Origin of the sequence: Micromonospora sp. NPDC049151 (assembly GCF_040648395.1) — a bacterium.
Classification (GTDB): domain Bacteria; phylum Actinomycetota; class Actinomycetes; order Mycobacteriales; family Micromonosporaceae; genus Micromonospora.
In genome coordinates, this window is record NZ_JBEZDP010000018.1 from 16,778 (window position 1) to 36,009 (window position 19,232).

16 protein-coding genes are annotated in these 19,232 nt (G+C 73.9%); 7 read left to right on the forward strand and 9 right to left on the reverse strand.

What is annotated here, in order from left to right:
- Position 1: 1 nt before the first annotated feature.
- Both AB0B20_RS20480 and AB0B20_RS20485 read right to left on the reverse strand, forming a co-directional pair.
- Positions 2-1,003 (reverse strand): sugar ABC transporter permease, encoded by a 1,002-nt coding sequence (locus AB0B20_RS20480; protein WP_357472475.1) that lies wholly within the window; start codon positions 1,001-1,003, stop codon positions 2-4.
- Between the two features lie 55 nt (positions 1,004-1,058).
- Entirely contained in the window at positions 1,059-2,342 is a 1,284-nt protein-coding gene (locus AB0B20_RS20485) for an ABC transporter substrate-binding protein (RefSeq protein WP_357472478.1), read from the reverse strand.
- A gap of 390 nt (positions 2,343-2,732) precedes the next feature.
- On the opposite strand from AB0B20_RS20485, the gene AB0B20_RS20490 reads away from it, so the two are divergent.
- Both AB0B20_RS20490 and AB0B20_RS20495 read left to right on the forward strand, forming a co-directional pair.
- Complete coding sequence (locus tag AB0B20_RS20490) at positions 2,733-3,164, forward strand: hypothetical protein (RefSeq protein WP_357388105.1); 432 nt, start codon at positions 2,733-2,735, stop codon at positions 3,162-3,164.
- Between the two features lie 47 nt (positions 3,165-3,211).
- A complete protein-coding gene (locus tag AB0B20_RS20495) occupies positions 3,212-3,487 on the forward strand; it encodes a hypothetical protein (protein ID WP_357472481.1) in 276 nt (91 codons plus the stop codon).
- A 64-nt stretch (positions 3,488-3,551) separates the two neighbouring features.
- Here AB0B20_RS20495 and AB0B20_RS20500 read toward each other — a convergent pair whose 3' ends face one another.
- From AB0B20_RS20500 to AB0B20_RS20510, 3 genes are all read right to left on the reverse strand, one after another.
- Positions 3,552-4,253 (reverse strand): hypothetical protein, encoded by a 702-nt coding sequence (locus AB0B20_RS20500; RefSeq protein WP_357472484.1) that lies wholly within the window; start codon positions 4,251-4,253, stop codon positions 3,552-3,554.
- Between the two features lie 402 nt (positions 4,254-4,655).
- Positions 4,656-5,441, reverse strand: a complete 786-nt coding sequence (locus AB0B20_RS20505; protein WP_357472487.1) for a DUF4184 family protein — start codon at positions 5,439-5,441, stop codon at positions 4,656-4,658.
- A 22-nt stretch (positions 5,442-5,463) separates the two neighbouring features.
- A complete protein-coding gene (locus tag AB0B20_RS20510; RefSeq protein ID WP_357472490.1) occupies positions 5,464-6,162 on the reverse strand; it encodes an HAD family hydrolase in 699 nt (232 codons plus the stop codon).
- 134 nt (positions 6,163-6,296) lie between these two features.
- Here AB0B20_RS20510 and AB0B20_RS20515 point away from each other — a divergent pair, with 134 nt between their 5' ends.
- Positions 6,297-7,616: a hypothetical protein gene (locus tag AB0B20_RS20515; RefSeq protein ID WP_357472493.1), complete on the forward strand. Its 1,320-nt coding sequence runs from the start codon at positions 6,297-6,299 to the stop codon at positions 7,614-7,616.
- A 39-nt stretch (positions 7,617-7,655) separates the two neighbouring features.
- Here AB0B20_RS20515 and AB0B20_RS20520 read toward each other — a convergent pair whose 3' ends face one another.
- Positions 7,656-10,376, reverse strand: coding sequence for a glucosidase (locus tag AB0B20_RS20520; RefSeq protein ID WP_357472496.1), 2,721 nt, complete (start codon positions 10,374-10,376; stop codon positions 7,656-7,658).
- A gap of 42 nt (positions 10,377-10,418) precedes the next feature.
- Between AB0B20_RS20520 and AB0B20_RS20525 the strand changes: the two genes are divergently transcribed.
- From AB0B20_RS20525 to AB0B20_RS20540, 4 genes are all read left to right on the forward strand, one after another.
- Positions 10,419-12,362, forward strand: a complete 1,944-nt coding sequence (locus tag AB0B20_RS20525; protein WP_357472499.1) for an amylo-alpha-1,6-glucosidase — start codon at positions 10,419-10,421, stop codon at positions 12,360-12,362.
- Positions 12,363-12,490: 128 nt separating this feature from the next.
- Positions 12,491-13,816 (forward strand): glycosyltransferase family 4 protein, encoded by a 1,326-nt coding sequence (locus AB0B20_RS20530; RefSeq protein WP_357472502.1) that lies wholly within the window; start codon positions 12,491-12,493, stop codon positions 13,814-13,816.
- Positions 13,817-13,905: 89 nt separating this feature from the next.
- The gene (locus AB0B20_RS20535) at positions 13,906-16,362 is read left to right on the forward strand and encodes a protein kinase (protein WP_357472505.1); all 2,457 of its coding nucleotides are present in this window, start codon (positions 13,906-13,908) and stop codon (positions 16,360-16,362) included.
- Between the two features lie 121 nt (positions 16,363-16,483).
- On the forward strand, positions 16,484-17,293 hold the full coding sequence (locus AB0B20_RS20540) for a metal-dependent hydrolase (protein ID WP_357472508.1): 810 nt from the start codon (positions 16,484-16,486) through the stop codon (positions 17,291-17,293).
- 29 nt (positions 17,294-17,322) lie between these two features.
- On the opposite strand, the gene AB0B20_RS20545 is transcribed toward AB0B20_RS20540, so the two are convergent.
- From AB0B20_RS20545 to AB0B20_RS20555, 3 genes are all read right to left on the reverse strand, one after another.
- Positions 17,323-17,808 (reverse strand): hypothetical protein, encoded by a 486-nt coding sequence (locus tag AB0B20_RS20545; protein WP_357472511.1) that lies wholly within the window; start codon positions 17,806-17,808, stop codon positions 17,323-17,325.
- 237 nt (positions 17,809-18,045) lie between these two features.
- On the reverse strand, positions 18,046-18,762 hold the full coding sequence (locus AB0B20_RS20550) for a VOC family protein (protein WP_357472514.1): 717 nt from the start codon (positions 18,760-18,762) through the stop codon (positions 18,046-18,048).
- A 117-nt stretch (positions 18,763-18,879) separates the two neighbouring features.
- Entirely contained in the window at positions 18,880-19,212 is a 333-nt protein-coding gene (locus tag AB0B20_RS20555) for a TfoX/Sxy family protein (RefSeq protein ID WP_357472517.1), read from the reverse strand.
- Positions 19,213-19,232: the final 20 nt, after the last annotated feature.

Here is a 19,232-nt window from a genome sequence, read left to right on the forward strand (position 1 = left end):
GTCAGCGCCTCTCCCCATCGTCGCTGCCGGGGGCAGCGGTGCCGAACAGCTTCACGAACACGAAGGCGATGATCGCCACGGTGATGAAGATCAGCACCGACATCGTGGAGCCGATGCCGAGGTTCAGGCCCCGGATCAGGTTGTTGTAGGCGAGCATCGACACCGACGACGTCTCGTTGCCGCCGTTGGTGAGCACGAAGATGTTGTCGAAGACCCGGAACGCGTCGAGCGTGCGGAACAGCAGCGCGACCAGGATGGCCGGCTTCATCACCGGCAGCATCACCTTGGTGAACCGCTGCCACGCCGTCGCGCCGTCGGTGGAGGCCGCCTTGAGCAGGTCCTCCGGCACGAGTGCCAGCCCGGCCATGAGCAGCAGCGCCATGAACGGGGTGGTCTTCCAGATCTCCGCCAGCATGATGATCGCCAGCGAGCTGGCCCGCTCGGTCAGCGGGGCGCTGCCGTCGAACAGGTTCGCCAGGTAGCCGGTGCCCGGCGTCCAGGCGTACCGCCAGGAGAACGCCGCGACCACCGTCACGATGCCGTACGGGATCAACGCGGCGGTGCGGACGATGCCGCGGCCGACGAGCGTCCGGTGCATGATCAGCGCCAGGCCCATGCCGAGCACCAGCTCGACCGCGACGGTCACCACTGTGATCAGCGCGGTCACCCCGAACGCGGTCCACCAGAAGTCGTTCGTCAGCACGGTGACGTAGTTCTCCAGACCGACGAACTCCCGCTCGTCGGGGAAGCGCAGGTCGAAGCGTTGCAGCGACAGCCAGACCGAGTACAGGATCGGGTACGCGGTGACCAGCACCATGACCAGCGCGGCCGGCGCGCACAGCAGCCAGCCCAGACGCCGCTCGGCCCGCTTGTTCTCGCTGAGCGGGGCGCGGTTTCCGCGCCGGGACCGCTGTTCCGGTACGGCGGCGTGCCGGCCGCCCGGCTGCTCGGCCTCGGCCTCGGCGGCGGCCTGCGCGCCGGCCGGGGTGGCGTTCACGCTCACAGTGCCACCTTCTTTCGCGACTGCGGGGCTCGCAGGACCGGCTCACTCCTCGCGCTCATGGCAGAACCCCCTTGGACTCCAGCGCGTCGGAGATCGCCTTGCGCAGCTCGTCGGCGGTCTGCTCGGGCCGGATCGCCGACGGCGGCGACAGGATCGCCGACATCACCGTGGAGATGCTCTGGTACGCCGGGGTCAGCGGCCGGACCGCGGAGTCCTTCAGCTCCTCCAGGATGGTCTCCTTCATCGGGTACGCCTCGGTCATCTCCGGGTCGTCGTAGACGGCCTCGATGGTGGGCGGCACGCCGTCGTTGACGGCGGAGAACTTCTGGTTCTCGGCGTTACGCAGGCAGCGGGCCGCCTCGAACGCCTCCTCCGGGTGCTTGGAGTAGCTGCTGACCGCCAGGTTGACCCCGCCGATGGTGACCTTGCTGGGGGTGTCCGCGTCGATGCCGGGCACCCGGGCCCACTTCACGTCCTTCGCCAGGTCGGGGTTGGCCTCCTGCAGCGCCGGATAGACGAACGGCCAGTTCACCTGGAACGCGCCCTTGCCGGACTGGAACTCCAGCCGTACCGGGTCCTCCAGCGCGTTGCTGAACGACGGCGAGGTCACGCCCGACGTGGCGAACTTCTGGAGCTGGTCCAGCGCGCGAACCGCGCCGGCGTCCATCTCCGCCTTCTTGCCGTCGTCACTGAGGATCTTGCCGCCGGCGCTCTCGGCGAGCGTGTTGTAGAGCACCACCAGGCCCTCGTACTGGGCGCCCATGGTGAGCACCTGGTACGGCTTGCCCTGCTCCTTGAGCTGCTGGGCGGCGGAGATCATCTCGTCCCAGGTCTTCGGCGGCTGCGACACCAGGTCGGACCGGTACCACAGCAGCTGCACGTTGGTGTTCTTGGGAGCGGCGTAGAGCTTGTCCTCGTACCGGGCGGTCTCCAGCGGGCCGCCGAGCGTGCCCTGCTCGACCTCGGCCTTGTCCTGACCCGTCCACTCTTTGATCCACTTCGCGCTGGCGAACTCCTGGGTCCACGTGACGTCCAGGCCGAGCACGTCCATCCCGCTGTCCTGCGCGGCGAGCCGCCGCACCATCTGCACCCGCTGCTCGTCGGCCTCGCGCGGCAGCACCCGGTAGTCGATCCGGTACCGCCCCTGCGCCGCCGTGTTGCAGGTGTCGACGACCTTCTGCAGGTTCTGCTCGGGCGGGTAGTACAGGTTGATCGTGGGGACGCCGCCGTCGCCGCCGGACCCGCAGGCGGCCAGCGGGGCCACCAACGCGAGCGCGGCGGCCGCTGCCGCCGCGCGTCCGGCCGGCCGCCGTGCGGCCGTGTCGGGGACTGTCGTCATCACCCTCCCCCTCTCTTCGGCGAAGAACCGGGGAGTGACACGTGCCCCGGTGCACGGCGAGACGACCGGGGCGCGGGCCCGATCGCCCGACGCCCCGGGCGTGTCGTGCGGCTGAACGTGCCCGACCTGCGACGGAGCGAAACATCACGGACATGTGACGGCGGCCCGGCACACCGGTGCCCGACCGCCGTGGCGATCCGGGAGCGGCGGAGGCTACCCAGCGTCAGCCGGCTCGGCTAGCGTTTTGCCCAGCTCCGTAGCCGGCGCGTCGCCGTCGACGCCGACGCGCCTCCGGCCGTCCCCCATCGCCCGCCCGATCGGTTGGTTCTGACGGGAAGTGCCGTGCGTGCGTTCCCCGGTTGGGCAGGATTCCCCCGAGGAGGTGCCGTCGTGCAGGACACCCGCGCTCTCGCCCTGACGTTCGAGGTGAGCGGCCTGCCCCCGGTCAAGACCGAGGCCCTGTCCATCTTCGCCGCCGGGCACCGGCAGGCGACGAGGGTCCGCGCCCTGCTTCAGGCCGCCTGCACGGCGGCCCAGCGCACCGGGTGGACCCCGCTGACCGGGCCGGTCGAGGTGGAACTGACCCTGCGCTGTCCGCCCGGGCACCGCACCTCCGACGCCAGCACCCTGCTGGGCGGGGTGTGCGCGGTGCTCCAGGACAAGAAGCGGGTGTCCAGCATCGGTCTCGCCCACCTCGGCGTGCTCGTCGACGTCGCGCTCTGGGCCGACGACCGGCAGATCCGCCGGCTGTCGTACGTCGAACAGCCGGCGGAGGAGTTCTCATATCTGGTCCGGGTGTCGGCCGTACCGACGATGGTTTGACCGACGTCCGCGGTGGGGTACCGCGGACGCCGACGAAGGGAGTGCCGATGTCGGAGCCACATGTCACGCTCGATCCGAGTGGGCTGGACCCCGTGCAGCGGAAGCTGCGCGGCCCGCTGGAGGATCAGCTGACCTCGGCCCTGCAGGCGGCCGCCGACCGGGTCCGCGCCGGCTACGCCGGCGAGCCGGTGGAGGACGTCTGCCGTCGGTTGCTCGACGAGACCCGCTCCGGCCTGCACCCCGACATCGCCGCCGGGTTCAACCCGGACATGGACGAGTTCTGCCGGGTGGCGGTGGCGATCGTGCGCGGCGAGGTCGGCTGACACTCACTCATCGACGGGGCATCCGAAGCTCGAAACCAACGACCTCGCCCGACTCCTCGCCGGATCAGCTCCGCCGCACGTCGACTGCCACCACGTGGGTGCCGTCCGGGCGGTCGGACTCCCCCAGCCGCACCGGCAGCCGGCCGCCGTCGGACGGTTGCAGGCCGAGGCCGAAACTGAGGTGGCCCTCGAAGTCGCCGGCCACCGCCCATCCGCGCAGCGTGGGGAAGCGGATCGCCGCTGGCGGCAGGTCCGCCGTTCCGCCGCCGCGGGCGTCGTGCGCCTGGGCCGGATCGAACCGCACCGACAGGTACGCGGTGCCGGGCAGCGTGACCGGCGCGCCCCGCCCCTCGGTCACCACCTGCGGCACGTAGGAGACCTCGTAGGACGGGGTGGGACCGCGGAAGGCGAACGTGATCCGGCTGAACCCCTCCGCCGGATGGTCACCGACGTCGATCGCCACCAGGACGGGCAGCGGTTCCCCGGGCGGCGGGGTGACCGGCACCCGTACCCGATGGGTCACCCGGGCCGGGCCGCCCGGCACCGCCCACCCCCAGGTGACGCGCCAGGACTCGGCGGCCGACGCGGCATCGGTCGGGACCGGCGGGGTGGGGGTGGCCTCCGGCGCGTCGGTGAGGGCCGGCGCGGACGCCGCCGCGACCGTCGGGGTGGGCGCCGGGGACGCGCCGTCGTGGCCGGTCGCCGTGCAGGCCGTCACGAACAGCACGACCAGACCGGCGAGCAGCGGTACGCGCTGAGGTGTCATGACTCAGTGTCGCTCCGTCACCGGCTCGCGCACCAGGGGTGTCCCACCCGCGATCTGGGCGGCGATCCAGCGTGCTGGTGGAGGGCGCCGGACGGGTCAGGACCGGGTCCGCAACTCCCCGGTCCTGACCCCGGCCGTCCGGTTGGGTAGCGGTCTGCGCCACGGGAGCGCGGCAGGCGTGGCACGACGCCTTCCGCCGGGCTCCGCACGGCGAGCCGGTATGCCCGCACTCAGCTCCACGGTGCTCTCACCACCGGACTCCGGTGCGCCCCCGCCTCACCCCGACGAGGCGTGGGCGCCGGCTCAGGTTAGGCGCGTCCGCGCAGGCCGGACAAGCGATGACCGACGACTGCGGTTGTGATTGATGTCTATGCGGAATTGCGGCATGTCGGCGTAACGGGGTCAGCCGGTTTCGCGCTGTTCGACTTCGAGACGCCGAGTCCGCCCGGCGGGCGACGGCGGGCCGGTCCGGGCCGCCACCGCCCCGGCGACGAGCGCCAACGCGACCACGTGCAGCGCCCGTACGCCGGCCGGGGCGGCGACGCCGGCCGCCGGCAGCGCGGGCAGCAGCAGCGCGCCGAGCCCGGTGACCGCCAGCGCCACCCGCCAGAACACGTTCGGCTTCGCCTCCGGCCCGGGTACGGGCACGTCACCGGACCGCAGCCCGCAGCGGGCCTCGTAGACGGCGAGCCCGACCACCAGCAGCCCGCCGCCCAGGCCGGTCACCAGATCGGCGAACTGGTACCAGTACACGCCGGTCAGGGCGTGGAAGTCGGCGACGCCGAGCAGACGGGGCAACCGCTCGCTGTGGCTGGCCCGGTCCCAGGCCACGTGGCTGAACGCGCCGATGAGCGCCGAGCAGACGGTCACCTGCCACGGGTGGCGTACCCGGGCCAGCGTCGCGTACCACTGCCAGCCGAACAACCGCTGAGCGGGCAGGTGCACCGCGATGCCGGCGACCACGCGGCGCACCACCCAGGCGTACGCGATGGCGACCGGCAGGCACCACCAGAGCAGTCCACCGAGCGTGTGCGTCCGCATGCCGAGCGCCAGCCGCGTGCCGGTGAACAGGTACGCGACGTCCGGCGCCACCGCGCCGGTGCACAGTGCCACGCCGTCGAACCAGCCCGGCCGCCACAGTTTGAGCGGCAGCACCGGCGCCAGGTGCGACGGGAAGGTCAGCGGCACCCTCCGGACGTTACCGGCCCGCTCAGAAGTGCTGGACCAGGTCGGGGAACGCGGCCAGCCGGATCACCCGCGAGTCGGACGGGTCCAGCTCGTCGTGCTCCAGGATCCAGGTGTTCTCGTTCGGGATGAAGACCGCGTTCATCCCGGCGGCCCGCGCGGGCAGGATGTCCGAGCGCGGGGAGTTGCCGATCATCCACGCGGCGGCCGGGTCGAAGGCGTGCTCGCGGGCCAGCCAGCGGTAGGTGTCGGCGTCCTTCTCCGGCACGATGTGCGCGGCCCGGAAGTGGTGCAGCAGCCCGCACGCGTCCAGCTTGCGCTGCTGCTCCTCGCGCTCGCCCTTGGTCAGCAGCAGCAGCTCGTGCCGCCCGGCCAGGTCGTCGAGCGTCTCGGCCACGCCCGGCATCAGCTCCACCTGGTGCCCGACCAGCGCGGCGGCGAGCTGCTCGATCTCGGCGCGCTCCCCTGCGGTGGCCGGACGCTCGCGCAGCCTCTCCAGGCACTCCCCGAGGCTGCGCAGGAAGACCTTGCTGCCGTAGCCGTGCGCGACGGCGTTCGCGCGCTCGATGTCGTCGAGCACCGCGCGGATCCGGGCCCGGTCCAGCGTCGGATGGTCGAGCCAGGTGAGGAAGTCGTCGATGACACGCTCGAACAGGACGTTGTTCTCCCAGAGCGTGTCGTCGGCGTCGAAGACCAGCACGGCGGCCTCCCGGCGCGGCGGCATCGCATCCCTCCCTCGTGGACCCCGGACACCGTACTGCCCGGCCGCCGGACGGGCCACGCGGTTTATCCGGTCGGCGGCCGGTTACCGGCGGCTACCCGACTGCGGAATCCCTGGTCGGACGGCATGCTTCGGCCATGAAGACCTCACCTGATCATCCACCTGGACGCCGGCGGCGGGTGGCCGTCGCGGTGGCCGCGACGCTGGCGGTCGCGGGCGCCGCACTGCCGGGTTCCCCGGCGCTCGCCGTCAACGCCGCGCACACCACAGTGGTCGGCACGAACCCGGTCGACTGGACGCCGCACGCGCTGGACGGCACGGTGCACCGGATCCTCCAGATCGGCAACCGCGTGTACGTGGCCGGCACGTTCACCAAGGTGCGCAACGCCAGTCAGTCGGCCCAGCTGGCGATGCCCCGGCTCGTGGCGCTGGACGCGACCACCGGCCGGATCGACACCACGTTCCGGCCGCAGGTGAACGGCGCGGTCAAGGCGCTCGCCGCCGCGCCGGACGGCCGTTCGCTCTACATCGGCGGCGCGTTCACCACTGTCAACGGCACCGCGGCGTCCCGGCTGGCCCGGGTGGACGCGGCCACCGGTGCCCGGGTCGCCGGGTTCTCCACGCCGGCCTTGAACAACCAGGTGAACGACATGCGCCTGGTCGGCAACCGGCTGATCGTCGGCGGCGCGTTCCAGACCGTCGGCGGGGTGACCCGCCGTGCCCTGGCGGCGGTGAACGCCACCACGGGGGCGGCCGACGCGTCGGTCAACCTGAACCTGGCCGGCCCGCGCAAGACCACCTCCGGCGCGACGGCCCCGGTGAAGGTCGAGGCGCTGGACGTCTCCCCCGACGGCACCCGGCTGGTGTTCGCCGGCAACTTCAGCACCGTCGCCAGCGTGGCGCGGCACCAGCTCGCGGTGGCGAACCTGTCCGGCGCGGGCGCCACGCTCTCCGGCTGGGCCACCGACCGCTACCAGCCGCAGTGCGCGCGGTCGATGCCGTCGTACCTGCGCGGGGTGGACATCTCCCCGGACGGCACCTGGTTCGCGGTGGTGACCACCGGGGCGGCGTTCCCGGGCACGCTCTGCGACACCGCGGCGCGCTTCGAGTTCGGCACGGCCACCGGCGGCAAGCAGCCGACCTGGGCCAACTACACCGGCGGCGACACGCTGCTGTCGGTGGCGGTGACCGGCGCGGCGGTCTACGTCGGGGGGCACCAGCGCTGGCTGGACAACCCGCAGGGCCGCAACTCGGCCGGCCCGGGCGCGGTGTCCCGGCCGGGCATCGGGGCGATCCACCCGACCACGGGCAAGGCGCTGCCGTGGAACCCGACAAAGGACCGGGGGGTGGGCACCGGCGAGCTGTACGCCACCGACCGGGGCCTGTGGGTCGGCAGCGACACGGTGACGGTGGCCGGGGAGTACCACGCCCGGCTGGCGTTCCTGCCGCTGCCGTGAACGGGCGGGGCGCGGCGGTGTCCCGCCGCGCCCCACGCGTCAGCGACGCAAGGTGAGGATCAGGTCGGCGACCAGCGCGGTCCAGCCGGTCTGGTGCCAGGCGCCCAGGCCGGCGCCGTTGTCGCCGTGGAAGTACTCCGGGAAGCAGATCAGGTCGCGCCAGTCCGGGTGGGTCTGGAAGAGCTGCGCGGCGCCGTAGATCGGCCGCCGTCCCCAGTCGTCGCGGGTGAACAGCGAGATCAGCCGCGCGGACAGGTCGTCGGCGATCTCGTCCAGCGTACGCTTGACGCCGGACCGGGTCGGGTACTCGACCTGGAGGTCGTCGCCGAAGAACGCGGCGTAGTCGCGCAGCGCGCTGATCAGCAGGAAGTTCGTCGGCATCCAGATCGGGCCGCGCCAGTTGGAGTTGCCGCCGAACAGGCCGCTGGTCGACTCGGCCGGCTCGTAGCCGACGCTGAACTCCTGCCCGCCGAGCATGACTGTGAACGGCTTGTCCAGGTGGGCCCGGGACAGCGTACGCAGCCCGTACTCGGAGAGGAACTCGTCGGTGTCGAGCATCCGGGCCAGCAGGCGTACCACCTGGTCCGGGGCGACCATCGACAGCAGCCGCTGCTGGCGGCCGTCCGGCCCGAGCCGGCGGGCGCCGATCACCTCGGCGTACTCGGGGCGGTTGGTGAGGAACCAGCGCAGCCGCGCGCCCAGTTCCGGCAGGCGGCGCATGGTCCGGGCGGTCAGCCGGGTGACAGCGGCCAGCGGCAGCAGCCCGACCACCGAGCGGACCTTCAGCGGCACCTTGGTGCCGTCGGCGAGCCGCAGCACGTCGTAGAAGAACGCGTCCTCGGCGTCCCAGAGCCCCTGGTGGTACGCCGCCGCGGCGATGTACGCGAAGTGCTCGAAGAACTTGGTGGCGGTGTCGGCGTACGTGCGGTCGTGCTCGGCCAGCACGATCGCCATGTCGAGCAGGTTGAGCGCGTACATGGCCATCCAGCCGGTGCCGTCGGACTGCTCCAGCACCCCTGCCACCGGCAGCGCGGCCGAGCGGTCGAACGGGCCGACGTTGTCCAGCCCGAGGAAGCCGCCCTCGAAGACGTTGTTGCCGCCGGTGTCCTTGCGGTTGACCCACCAGGTGAAGTTGAGCAGCAGCTTGTGCATCACCCGGGCGAGGAACTCGTGGTCGCGGGCGCCGTCGATCTCGAAGACCTTCAGCGCCGCCCAGGCGTGCACCGGCGGGTTGACGTCCCCGAACGCCCACTCGTACGCCGGGATCTGCCCGTTGGGGTGCAGGTACCACTCGCGCAGCAGCAGCAGGATCTGCTCCTTGGCGAAGCCCGGGTCGACCCGGGCGATGGTGACGCAGTGGAAGGCCAGGTCCCAGGCCGCGTACCAGGGGTATTCCCACGGGTCCGGCATGGAGATCACGTCGAAGCTGTTCATGTGCCACCAGGCGCTGTTGCGCCCGTGCCGGCGGCCGGCCGGCGGCGGCGCGGAGCCGGGGTCGCCGGCCAGCCACCGTTCGACGTCGAAGTGGTAGAACTGCTTGCCCCACATCAGCCCGGCGATGGCCTGGCGGGCCACCAGTGCCTCGTCGGCGGTGGCGGCGGCCGGGATGACGCTGTCGAAGAACCGGTTCGCCTCGGCCCGGCGGGCCCACAGCACGGTGTCGAACCCGTCGCCCAGGTCGGCCGGGGCGGGCGGCGCGGCGGCCGGCGGCGGCGCGGTACGGGTCAGCCGCAACCGGATCTGCCGCTTCTGGCCCGCCGGCACGTCCAGCACGTAGTGCAGCGCGCCCTTGGTGCCGGTGCGCTCCGGGTTGACGGTGTCCGCGCCGGCCACCACGTGGTCGTTGATGCCGTCCTTCGGGTACGGCGACCGCCCTGGTAGCCCCCACAGCCGCTCGGCGTTCGTCTCGTTGTCGCACAGCAGCGGCACCGGGTCGCCGTCGCCCTCCAGCAGCAGCTGGCCGAGCACCCAGTGGTCACCGACGAGCCGGGCGCCGCCCCGCGTCCCGGCCTCCTCGCCGGTCAGCCTCGGCACCCGGTCGGTGCCGGGCAGGCCCCACGCCCAGGTGTTGCGGAACCACAGCGTGGGCAGCACGTGCAGCGTCGCGTCCTGGTCGCCCCGGTTCGCCACGGTGATCAGCACGCACATGTCGGCCGGGGACGCCTTGGCGTAGTCGACTGTGACCGCCCAGTACCTGTCGTCGTCGAAGATGCCGGTGTCGACCAGCTCGTACTCGGTGTCGTCCCGGCCGCGCAGCGCGTTCACCGCGACCAGCTCGTCGTACGGGAAGGCGGCCTGCGGGTAGTGGTAGCGCCAGCGCATGAAGGAGTGCGTCGGGGTGCTGTCGAGGTACCACCAGTACTCCTTGACGTCCTCCCCGTGGTTGCCGCCGTCGCCGCCGAGGCCGAACATCCGCTCCTTGAGGATCGGGTCGCGCCCGTTCCACAGCGCGAGGGCGAAGCAGAACGTCTGCCGGTCGTCGCAGACGCCCGCCATGCCGTCCTCGTTCCACCGGTACGCTCGGGACCGCGCGTGGTCGTGGGGGAAGTAGTCCCACGCCGTGCCGTGCTCGCTGTAGTCCTCCCGTACCGTCCCCCACGCCCGCTCGGACAGATAGGGGCCCCATGCGCGCCAGTCCTGCTCCCCGGCGTCGGCCTGGGCGAGCCGGTGCCGCTCGGGGTCGGGGGACGCGGAGGTCGACCGGTCGGTGATCACTGGCTCATCTTCGACGCCGCCCGGGTACTTCTCCACAGCGGCCATTGTCGCCGTGGCATGTCACACCTCGCTGCCGGTGGAGGAAAGTTGATCGACATCCGTTTCGGGCCGCGGGTCTGCGGCGAGCTGTCCACCGCCGCCGCGCGGGAATGGCTGGTCACGGACGGGCGCGGCGGGTACGCCATGGGCACCGTGGCCGGGCTGCGTACCCGCCGGTACCACGGACTGCTCGTGGTGGCCGGTGACACGCCCGCGTCCCGCAAGGTGGGACTCGTGAGCCTCGATCCGGCGGTGACCCTGCCGTCGGGGCGGCAGGTCCGCCTCGGCGCGCACGAGTGGTCCTCGGGCGTGGTGGACCCGCGCGGCTTCGAGCTGCTGGAGCACTTCGACCTGGCCGACGGGGTGCCGCGCTGGCGCTGGCGCATCGGCGACGTGGTGATCGAGCGGGAGATCGCCATGACGTACGGCCGCTCCTGCGTGGCGGTGGTGCACCGGCTGATCTCCGGCGGCCCGGTGCGGCTGGACCTGGCGGCGGCCTGCACCTGGCGCGACGCGCACGGCGAGCGGCGGGCGGACGGCCCGGCGCCCCGGCTGGAGCCGGCTGCGGGCGGCGCCGTGGTCGACGGCGCGTACCGCCTGTCCGGGCCGGACTGGACCCCGGAGGGGCAGTGGTGGCACGGGGTGCGTCACCGGGTGGAGGCCGAGCGCGGCCTGCACCCGGACGAGGACCTCTGGTACGCGGGCCGGTTCACCGGCGCGCTCGACGAGCCGGGCGCTACCGTGTCGGTGCTGGCCTGGGCGGACGGCCTGGCCGAGGAGCCGCCACCGGCGACCGCGGTGGTGGAGGCCACCCGGCGGCGCAGCCGGGCGGTGGTGGCCGCGGCGAAACCCGGCGACACGGTCGAGGCGACGCTCGCGCTGGCCGCCGACGCGTTCGTGGTACGCACCGCGACCGGCCCGGACGTGGTCGCCGGCTACCCCTGGTTCGGCGCCTGGTCGCGGGACACGATGATCTCCTACGAGGGCCTGTTCCTGTGCACCGGCCGCGCCGACGAGGGCCGGGACCTGCTGCGGGCGTACGCGGCCACGCTGAACGAGGGCATGCTGGCGAACACCGCCGACACCGGCCGGGTCGAGTACAACACCGTGGACGCGACGCTGTGGTTCCTGCACGCGGTCCACCGGCACGTCACGGTCACCGGCGACACCGACCTCGGCGACGAGCTGCTGCCCGCGCTGCACGGCGTCGTCGAGGCGCACGTGGCGGGCACCCGGTACGGCATCGGCGTGGACCCGGCCGACGGGCTGCTGGCCCAGGGCGGCCCGCCGGACGTGGCGCTGACCTGGATGGACGCCCGGGTGTACGGCGTGCCGGTGACCCCGCGTACCGGCAAGCCGGTCGAGGTCAACGCGCTGTGGATCAACGGGCTGGCCGGGCTCGCCGAGCTGACCGAGCTGGCCGGACGCGACGCCGCCGGGCTGCACGCCCTGCACGACCGGGCCACCGCCGCGTTCCGGGAGCGTTTCCCCGCCCCGGCCGGCTGGCTGCACGACGTAGTGGACGCACCGGCGCCCGCGTACCCGCTGGGCGGGGCCGCGCACCACGACGACGACCTGCTGCGCCCCAACCAACTGCTCGCCTGGTCGCTGCCGCACGCGCCGCTGGAACCGGACGAGGTGACGTTGCGCCGGATCACCGAGGCGTTGTTCACCCCGCTCGGCCCGCGCAGCCTCGCCCCGGACTCCCCCGGCTTCACCGGACGGCACCGGGGTGGGCCCGCCGAGCGGGACTCCGCGTACCACCAGGGCACCGTCTGGCCGTGGCTGACCGGGCCGCTGCTGGACGCGTACCGCCGGGCCGGGCTGCCCACCGACGACCTGCTGGTGGGACTGGTGGGCCACCTCACCGAGGACGGCCTCGGCTCGGTGAGCGAGACCGCCGAGGGCACGCCCCCGCACGCGGCCACCGGCTGCCCGTTCCAGGCGTGGTCGGTGGCCGAACTGCTGCGCGTGCGGCGGATGCGCCGGTAACGCGTTACAGACCGGCAACCGGCGCGTCGCCGCCGGTTATCGACCCCTCGGCAGGATGGGCGGCGACCCCACCGGACACCGCGGCGACGCCGCCCGGGGTGGGGACGCCACAACTCAAAGGGGGCCGCGTGTCAGCCGACGCCGAAGTGATCGACATCCAGCCCGCCCGGCGCCTGCGGGTGCTGCTGCTCTCCTGGGAGTACCCGCCGGTGCTCGTCGGCGGGCTCGGCCGCCACGTACACGCCCTGTCGGTCGCCCTGGCCGCCGCCGGGCACGAGGTCACAGTCGTCACCCGCCACGCCGAGGGCGCTCCCCTGGAGGAGTACGCCGACGGCGTACGCGTCGTCCGCGCCGCCGAGGACCCGGTCCGATTCCCGCTCGCCACGGGCTCGCTGCTGGCCTGGACCATGGCGTTCAACCACACGCTGACCCGGGCCGCGCTGCGCGCCGCCTCGTCCGGCACCTACGACGTGATCCACGCCCACGACTGGCTCGTCGCGCACACCGCCGTCACGCTGGCCGAGCACCTGGACGTCCCGCTGGTGACCACCATCCACGCCACCGAGGCGGGCCGGCACCAGGGCTGGCTGCCGGAGGAGATGAACCGAACCATCCACGGCGTCGAGCACTGGCTGAGCAACGCCTCGGGCCGGGTGATCGCCTGCTCCGGCTACATGCGCGACCAGGTGGCACGGCTGTTCGGCGTACCGGCCGGGCGCATCGACGTGGTCCCCAACGGCGTCGACGACCGGGCCTGGCGGGCGCGGCCGCACGCGGTGGCCTCCGCTCGGGCCCGCTTCGCGGCGGGCGGCCCGCTCGTCGGGTACGCCGGCCGGCTGGTCTACGAGAAGGGCGTGCAGCACCTGGTGCACGCAGTGCCGCACCTGGCGAAGCGGCACCCCGGCCTGCGGGTGGTGATCGCCGGGGACGGGCCGTACCGGGACGAGCTGGTCGACCAGGCACGGCGGCTGCACCTGGGGGACACGGTCCGGTTCGCCGGTTTCATGAACGCCACCCAGCTCCCCGCGGTGCTGGCCGCCACCGACGCCACGGTCATTCCCAGCCTCTACGAGCCGTTCGGCATGATCGCACTGGAGGCGGCGGCCGCCGGAGCGCCGCTCGCGGTGGCCCGCACGGGCGGGCTGGCCGAGATCGTCGAGCCCGGGGTGACCGGGGTGACCTTCCCGCACGGCGATCCGGACGCGCTGGCCGGCGCCGTCGACCGGCTGCTCGGCGACGAGGTGTTCGCCCGGCGGGTGGCACGCAGGGCGCGGACCATGGTCAGCCGGCGCTACACCTGGTCGGCGATCGCCGCCCGGACCGCTGCCGCCTACGCGACCGCCCGCCGCGACCACGACGCGTTCCAGGCCCGCCGGGCCACCACCCTGCTCGCCGGCGACCGGTCCCCGATCGCCGTGCCGGAGGGGAACCTGCTCGCCGGCGCGGCAAGTTAGGCCCCCGGAGGACATGACGCACTGACATGCGATAGGTACCGTCCGATCCGTTGGCTATTGTGGACCACTGACCAGCGGTGAGGAGTGCGGTGCGGGAGGTAGTGATCGCGGGGCGGTACCGCCTGCTCGAACTGGTCGGCCGCGGCGGGATGGGCCAGGTCTGGCGGGCGCGCGACGAGGAGCTGCAACGCGAGGTCGCGGTGAAGCAGGTGGTGCCGCCGAACTGGCTCGCCGAGAACGAGCGGGACGAGCTGCGCGCCCGTACGCTGCGCGAGGCGCGCACGTCCGCGCGGCTCAACCACCCCAACGTGGTACGGGTCTACGACGTGGTCCGGGTCCAGGGTGAGCCCTGGCTGATCATGGAGTACGTCCCGTCCCGCTCGCTCCAGGAGATCATCGAGAGCGACGGGCCGCTGCCGCCCGGGCGGGCCGCCGAGATCGGCCTGTCGGTGCTCGCCGCGCTGCGCGCCGCCCACGACGCCGGGGTGCTGCACCGGGACGTGAAGCCCGCGAACGTGCTGCTGGCACGGGACGGGCGGGTGCTGCTCACCGACTTCGGGCTGGCCGTGTTCGAGGGCGGTGACGGCGCCATGACCCGTCCCGGCCTTGTCCTCGGCTCCCCGCAGTACGTCGCCCCGGAACGGGCCGCCGAGGGTGTGTCCAGCGTCGAGGCGGACATGTGGTCGCTCGGCGCGACGCTGCACGCCGCGGTGGAGGGCCGCTCGCCGTACGCCCGCAGCACCGCGATGGCCACGCTCGCCGCGCTCGCCACCCGGCCGCCCGACCCGGCGCCGCACGCCGGTCCGCTGACGCCGGTGCTGGCCGGGCTGCTGCGCCGCGATCCACGTACCCGCATGGGGCACCGCGAGACGGCCCGGCTGCTCGGCGTCGCGGCGGTGTCGGAGGCCGACGCGGAGGCCGCCGGATCAGCCGGCCGCGCCACCGCCGCGTCCTCCGACCGGGCGGGGGCCGGCCGCGAGGCCGACGTCCCGGCACGCGGCGCCGCCGGTGACGGTGCGGCGCTCCCGGGAAGCCCGGCCGCACCAGCTGGCGGCATCTACCCGGACCTGATGCCGCCGGCCGCCGCCGCGCGGGCGTGGAACCGGGCGGCGAAGCGCAGCGAGTGGGCCCCGCCCGCCGAGGGCGACCGCGCGCCGCCACCGGGCGACGCGGCCGAGGCCACCGGACCGGCGGACGTGCCGGGTTCGGCCGGCCGCCGCTCGGATTCCGGCGGCCTCCCGTCCCCGTCGTCCGCGGCCGGTGGGCCGGATGCGGACCGCCGCCCGGATGCGTCAGGCGGTCCGGCCGCCGACGGAGGTTCGGGCGCGGCCGGTGGCCCGGCCGCACCTGCCGGCCCCGGTGCGGCCAACCGCCCAGGTGCGGCCGATCGCCAGGGTGCGGCCGATCGCCCGGTCGCCGTCGGCCGGGCTGCGCCGCCGGAGCACGCCCGGGCCGGTGACCCGGATCGGGACCGGGCCGGGGACCCGGATCGTGCCCCGGCGGGCGCACCGGAGCGCGGCCGGGCCGGCCCGCCGGGGCAGAACGACCCGGCCGCCGCCACGGAGCCGGACCCGCCCCGGGCCGGGCCGGCCCGCCCCGGCCCGATCAGTCTCGGTCCCACGGTCCTCACCAGCTTCGTCGATCCGGGCAGCCCGGGCGGGCCCGAGTCGGCCCCCCGCGCCGACGCCCTCAGTCCGGTGCGCATCGGTGGTCCCGGCTCCGCGCCGGTGGCCAAGCCTCCCCCGGTCGCGCACAGCGGGCCGGTCGACAGCGGCGCTGTGCACCCCGCCCCGCCCCGCCCCGCCGGGGTCCCCCGCCCCGCCGACCCGCCGCTGCCCGCCGCCGACGGGAACCCGCTGCACCGCTGGGGGCTCGTGCTGGGCGCCGTGCTGCTGGCGGTGGCGACGGGCGTGGGCACCGCGCTGGCGATCAGCGGCGGCCACGACGATCCGCCGCAGGCGAGCACGTCCACCGAGGCTGTCGTCCGCCCCTGGGACCGCCCGCCCGGGCCGGGCATGCCGCCCCCGCCGTTCCCCTGCGTCCGGCCCGACGTGGCCGGCACACCGGTCCGCAAGGGGCCGCCCCCCGACAACCCGCCGGTGACGGTTCCGGCCGGCTGGGTCTGGCCCGCCGACACCGGCGGCTTCCGCATCGCGCTGCCCGCCGGCTGGCTGCAACTGCGCTCCGGCGACACCACCTGCTTCCAGGACCCGGCCACCCGGCGCATCCTCGGCGTCGAGCCCTACCCGGGCGGCGATCCGGTGGGCCGGTTGAAGTCGTCCGAGCGGGACCTGAAATCCGCCGGCCGGCTGCCGCTGTACCAGAAGCTCCGGTTGGAGCCCGACGGCCCGGGAGCGGCATGGGAGTGCCTGTGGACAGCGCCGTACGGGGAGCGGATGCACGCGTTGCGCGTACTGCCGGGCGAGCGGGCCGGCTGGACGCTCGGCTGGACCACGTCCGACGCCGACTGGCAGGCGGCCTCGAAACAGTTCGCGGTCATCCGCGCGAGCCTCGGCACGGTCCGGCCCACCCGTACCGCGGGCTGAACCTCGGCGTCCCCGGCTGCTCCTTCCCCTGTGGACCGTCCGGGTGATGCCCCGCCGTCGTACCGGCTGACTACAGTGGCGTAGTTTCGTAGATCAAGATCTTCGGGAAGGGCGAGCCGAGATGATGGGACCGTCCCACGCGCTCTCGGGCGCGGCGGTGTGGCTGACCGGCTCCTGGGCGATGGCCCAGTTCGCGGACTACCACCAGACACCGCTGGCGGTGGCGGTGGGCACCGCGGTCTGCGCCGGCGGGGCGCTCTTCCCCGACCTCGACCTGTCCGGCAAGGTCACCCGGAACCAGGGTGGCGCCACCGTGGCGCGCACGTTCGGCGTGTTCAGCCTCTTCGTCGCCGAGGTGGTGGAGAAGATCTCGCTCGGCGTCTACTACGCCACCAAGCTCAGCAAGGATCCACGCCGCAACAACGGGCACCGCACGCTGACCCACACCATCCCGTTCACGGTGCTCGTCGGCTGGGGCACCACCGCGCTCTGCGCCCACTACGGCAAGTGGGCGGTGGTCGGCATCCTCTTCTTCATGATCGGCCTGGCGCTGCGCGGGCTCTTCGACGAGTGGGCCGAGCGCGCCGGTTGGGTGGTGGTCACGCTGGTGTCCGCCGCCGCAGCCTGGTTCACGTTCGCCAACCTGCCCGGTGACCGCGGCTATCCGATGATCGGCCTCGCGGTCGGGGTGGGCTGCTTCGTGCACATCCTCGGCGACATGATCACCCGAGCCGGCGTGCCGATCCTCTGGCCCATCCCGATCAAACGCCGGATGTGGACGATGATCGGGCTCCCGAACAAGATCGCCCTGCGCACCGGCAGCAAGGCCGAGACCGTCGTGCTGCGCACCGCGATGACGGTGCTCTCCGTGCTGGCCGCGCTGGGGCTGGTCGCCCCGTCGGTGCTGCAACGCTTCAACATCCAGGTGTAGCCGGAGCGCACGTCCAGGAGCGGCCCGGGTCAGCCCGCCTCGGTGCGCAGCGGACCGGCAGTGGCCGTCCGGCGCCGGATCAACCGGGCCGCCCGTCCCACTCCGCCGGCGGTGAGCGCGTACGCCGCCGTCGGCGGGAGGGCCAGCAGCGCGCCGATCCCGGTCACGAGCGGCACCCGGGCGCCCGGCACGTCCGTGGCGACCGCGATCGCCGTGGTGTACCCGGCGGCCAGCACGACCGCGACGAGCCCCGCGTACGCCAGCGCCGGGCCGACCCGCCGCCGGCCCGCGGCCTCGCCGAGCGCGACGGCCGGCGCGAACAGCAGTGGCAGCCCGGCCACGCCGAGCAGCGCCGCGATCAGCACCAGCAGTGGCCCGGCCAGCGGGCCGCCCGGGTCGGCGCCGGTGACCAGCGCGTACGCCAGCAGGCCGAGGTAGCCGAGCACCGCCTCCGCGACGACGGCGAGCCAGGCCGCCGCGGCTCCGGCGAGATGTCGAGCGACGCTGGCGCCCATGTTGTCCCCTCCCCGTGCGGACGGCACGACGACCGTCCGATCGGAACGGTAGCGCCTCACCGCGTCGAGGTGGGGGCGGGCAGGCCGGCGCTCACCGCGACGCTGGACCGGGGTCACGGCGGTGCGGGTCGAGCTGCCGTGGGACCGGCTGTTCGAGGTGACGCTGGAACCGAGCCTGCGGCTGCGCTGATCGGTGCGGGTGCGGTCCCTCGCCCACAGGGAGGGGCCGCACCCGCCTCAGCGGGGTGTCAGCAGGCAGAACGCGGTGCCGTCCGGGTCGGCCAGCATCACGTCCTCGGCGGTGTGCCGGCCTGTGCCGGCCCGGCTCGCGCCGAGCGCGCACAGCCGGTCGATCTCCGCGTCCCGGTCACCGGTCGCGACCAGGTCCAGGTGTACGCGGTCCCGCCCGCCGCTGGGCATCAGTGGCGGGCCGCTCCAGGTGACCTTCGCGCCCCCGCGCGGCGATTGGATCGCGGTCTCCTCGCCCTGGTCCCAGACCAGCGGCCAGCCCAGCGCCTCGCGCCAGAAGAGGCCGGCCGCCCGGGTGCCGTCGCAGTTGACCGCGCCGAGCGGGCCGCAGCCGGCGAGGAAGGTGTTGCCCGCCCCGATGACGCAGAACTCGTTGCCCTCCGGGTCGGCGAGCACCACCTGGTCGTCGTCGGGGCCCTGGCCGATGTCGATGTGCCGCCCGCCCAGTGCCAGCGCCCGGTCGACGGTGTCTCGCTGGGCCTGCGGCGACGCGCTCGTCAGGTCGAAGTGGATCCGGTTCTGCACGGTCTTCGGCGCGTTGTTGGGCAGGAACCGGATCCGGAAGTCGCTGTGGGCGTCGCCGCCGAGCGCCACGCCCTCGCGCGGGTCGTCGAGGATCTCCCGGCCGAGCACACCGGACCAGAACCGCGCGAGCGGCAGCGGGTCGCCCGCGTCGAGGCTTACCGCGTAGAGGTGAACAGCCATCCGCCCGTCTCCGATCCGCCGCCGTGGTCGGCAGCAGGTCAGGAGCGTAGGCCGGGCGGTACCGGCCGCGCAGCCGGGTTTACCCGCGCTACGTCGCCGGCAACGCGCGCTCGCACGCTACTTCGCGGGCAGGGTGCGCGCGGAGCGGACGCCCCGCTCGACCCAGCGGGCCAGGTCGGCGTCGCGCTCGCAGACATCGGGCGACACGGTCACCCAGCCCCGCATCTCCCGGCCCCGCATGAGCGTCGCCTCGGCGCCGGGCTCGGCCAGCGCGCGCTCGGCCTCGGCCGGATCGACCCGGACCATCAGGCCGCCCGCGCCGCGCACGACCACCGCCATGTTGCCGCGCACCATCATCGCCAGGCCGCCGAACATGCGCCGCTCGGTGACGCCGGGCTCGGGCCCGAGGCGTTCCCGTACCCGGTTCGCCAGGTCCTCGTCGTAGGCCATGACGCCCATCGTGGCATCCG

Excerpts from the sequence above, each read along its gene's own strand:
- AB0B20_RS20485 (WP_357472478.1), bottom strand. The coding sequence starts at position 2,342 with ATGACGACAGTCCCCGACACGGCCGCACGGCGGCCGGCCGGACGCGCG.
- AB0B20_RS20495 (WP_357472481.1), top strand. The coding sequence starts at position 3,212 with ATGTCGGAGCCACATGTCACGCTCGATCCGAGTGGGCTGGACCCCGTG.
- AB0B20_RS20500 (WP_357472484.1), bottom strand. The coding sequence starts at position 4,253 with ATGACACCTCAGCGCGTACCGCTGCTCGCCGGTCTGGTCGTGCTGTTC.
- AB0B20_RS20510 (WP_357472490.1), bottom strand. The coding sequence starts at position 6,162 with ATGCCGCCGCGCCGGGAGGCCGCCGTGCTGGTCTTCGACGCCGACGAC.
- AB0B20_RS20515 (WP_357472493.1), top strand. The coding sequence starts at position 6,297 with ATGAAGACCTCACCTGATCATCCACCTGGACGCCGGCGGCGGGTGGCC.
- AB0B20_RS20520 (WP_357472496.1), bottom strand. The coding sequence starts at position 10,376 with ATGGCCGCTGTGGAGAAGTACCCGGGCGGCGTCGAAGATGAGCCAGTG.
- AB0B20_RS20540 (WP_357472508.1), top strand. The coding sequence starts at position 16,484 with ATGATGGGACCGTCCCACGCGCTCTCGGGCGCGGCGGTGTGGCTGACC.
- AB0B20_RS20545 (WP_357472511.1), bottom strand. The coding sequence starts at position 17,808 with ATGGGCGCCAGCGTCGCTCGACATCTCGCCGGAGCCGCGGCGGCCTGG.
- AB0B20_RS20550 (WP_357472514.1), bottom strand. The coding sequence starts at position 18,762 with ATGGCTGTTCACCTCTACGCGGTAAGCCTCGACGCGGGCGACCCGCTG.
- AB0B20_RS20555 (WP_357472517.1), bottom strand. The coding sequence starts at position 19,212 with ATGGCCTACGACGAGGACCTGGCGAACCGGGTACGGGAACGCCTCGGG.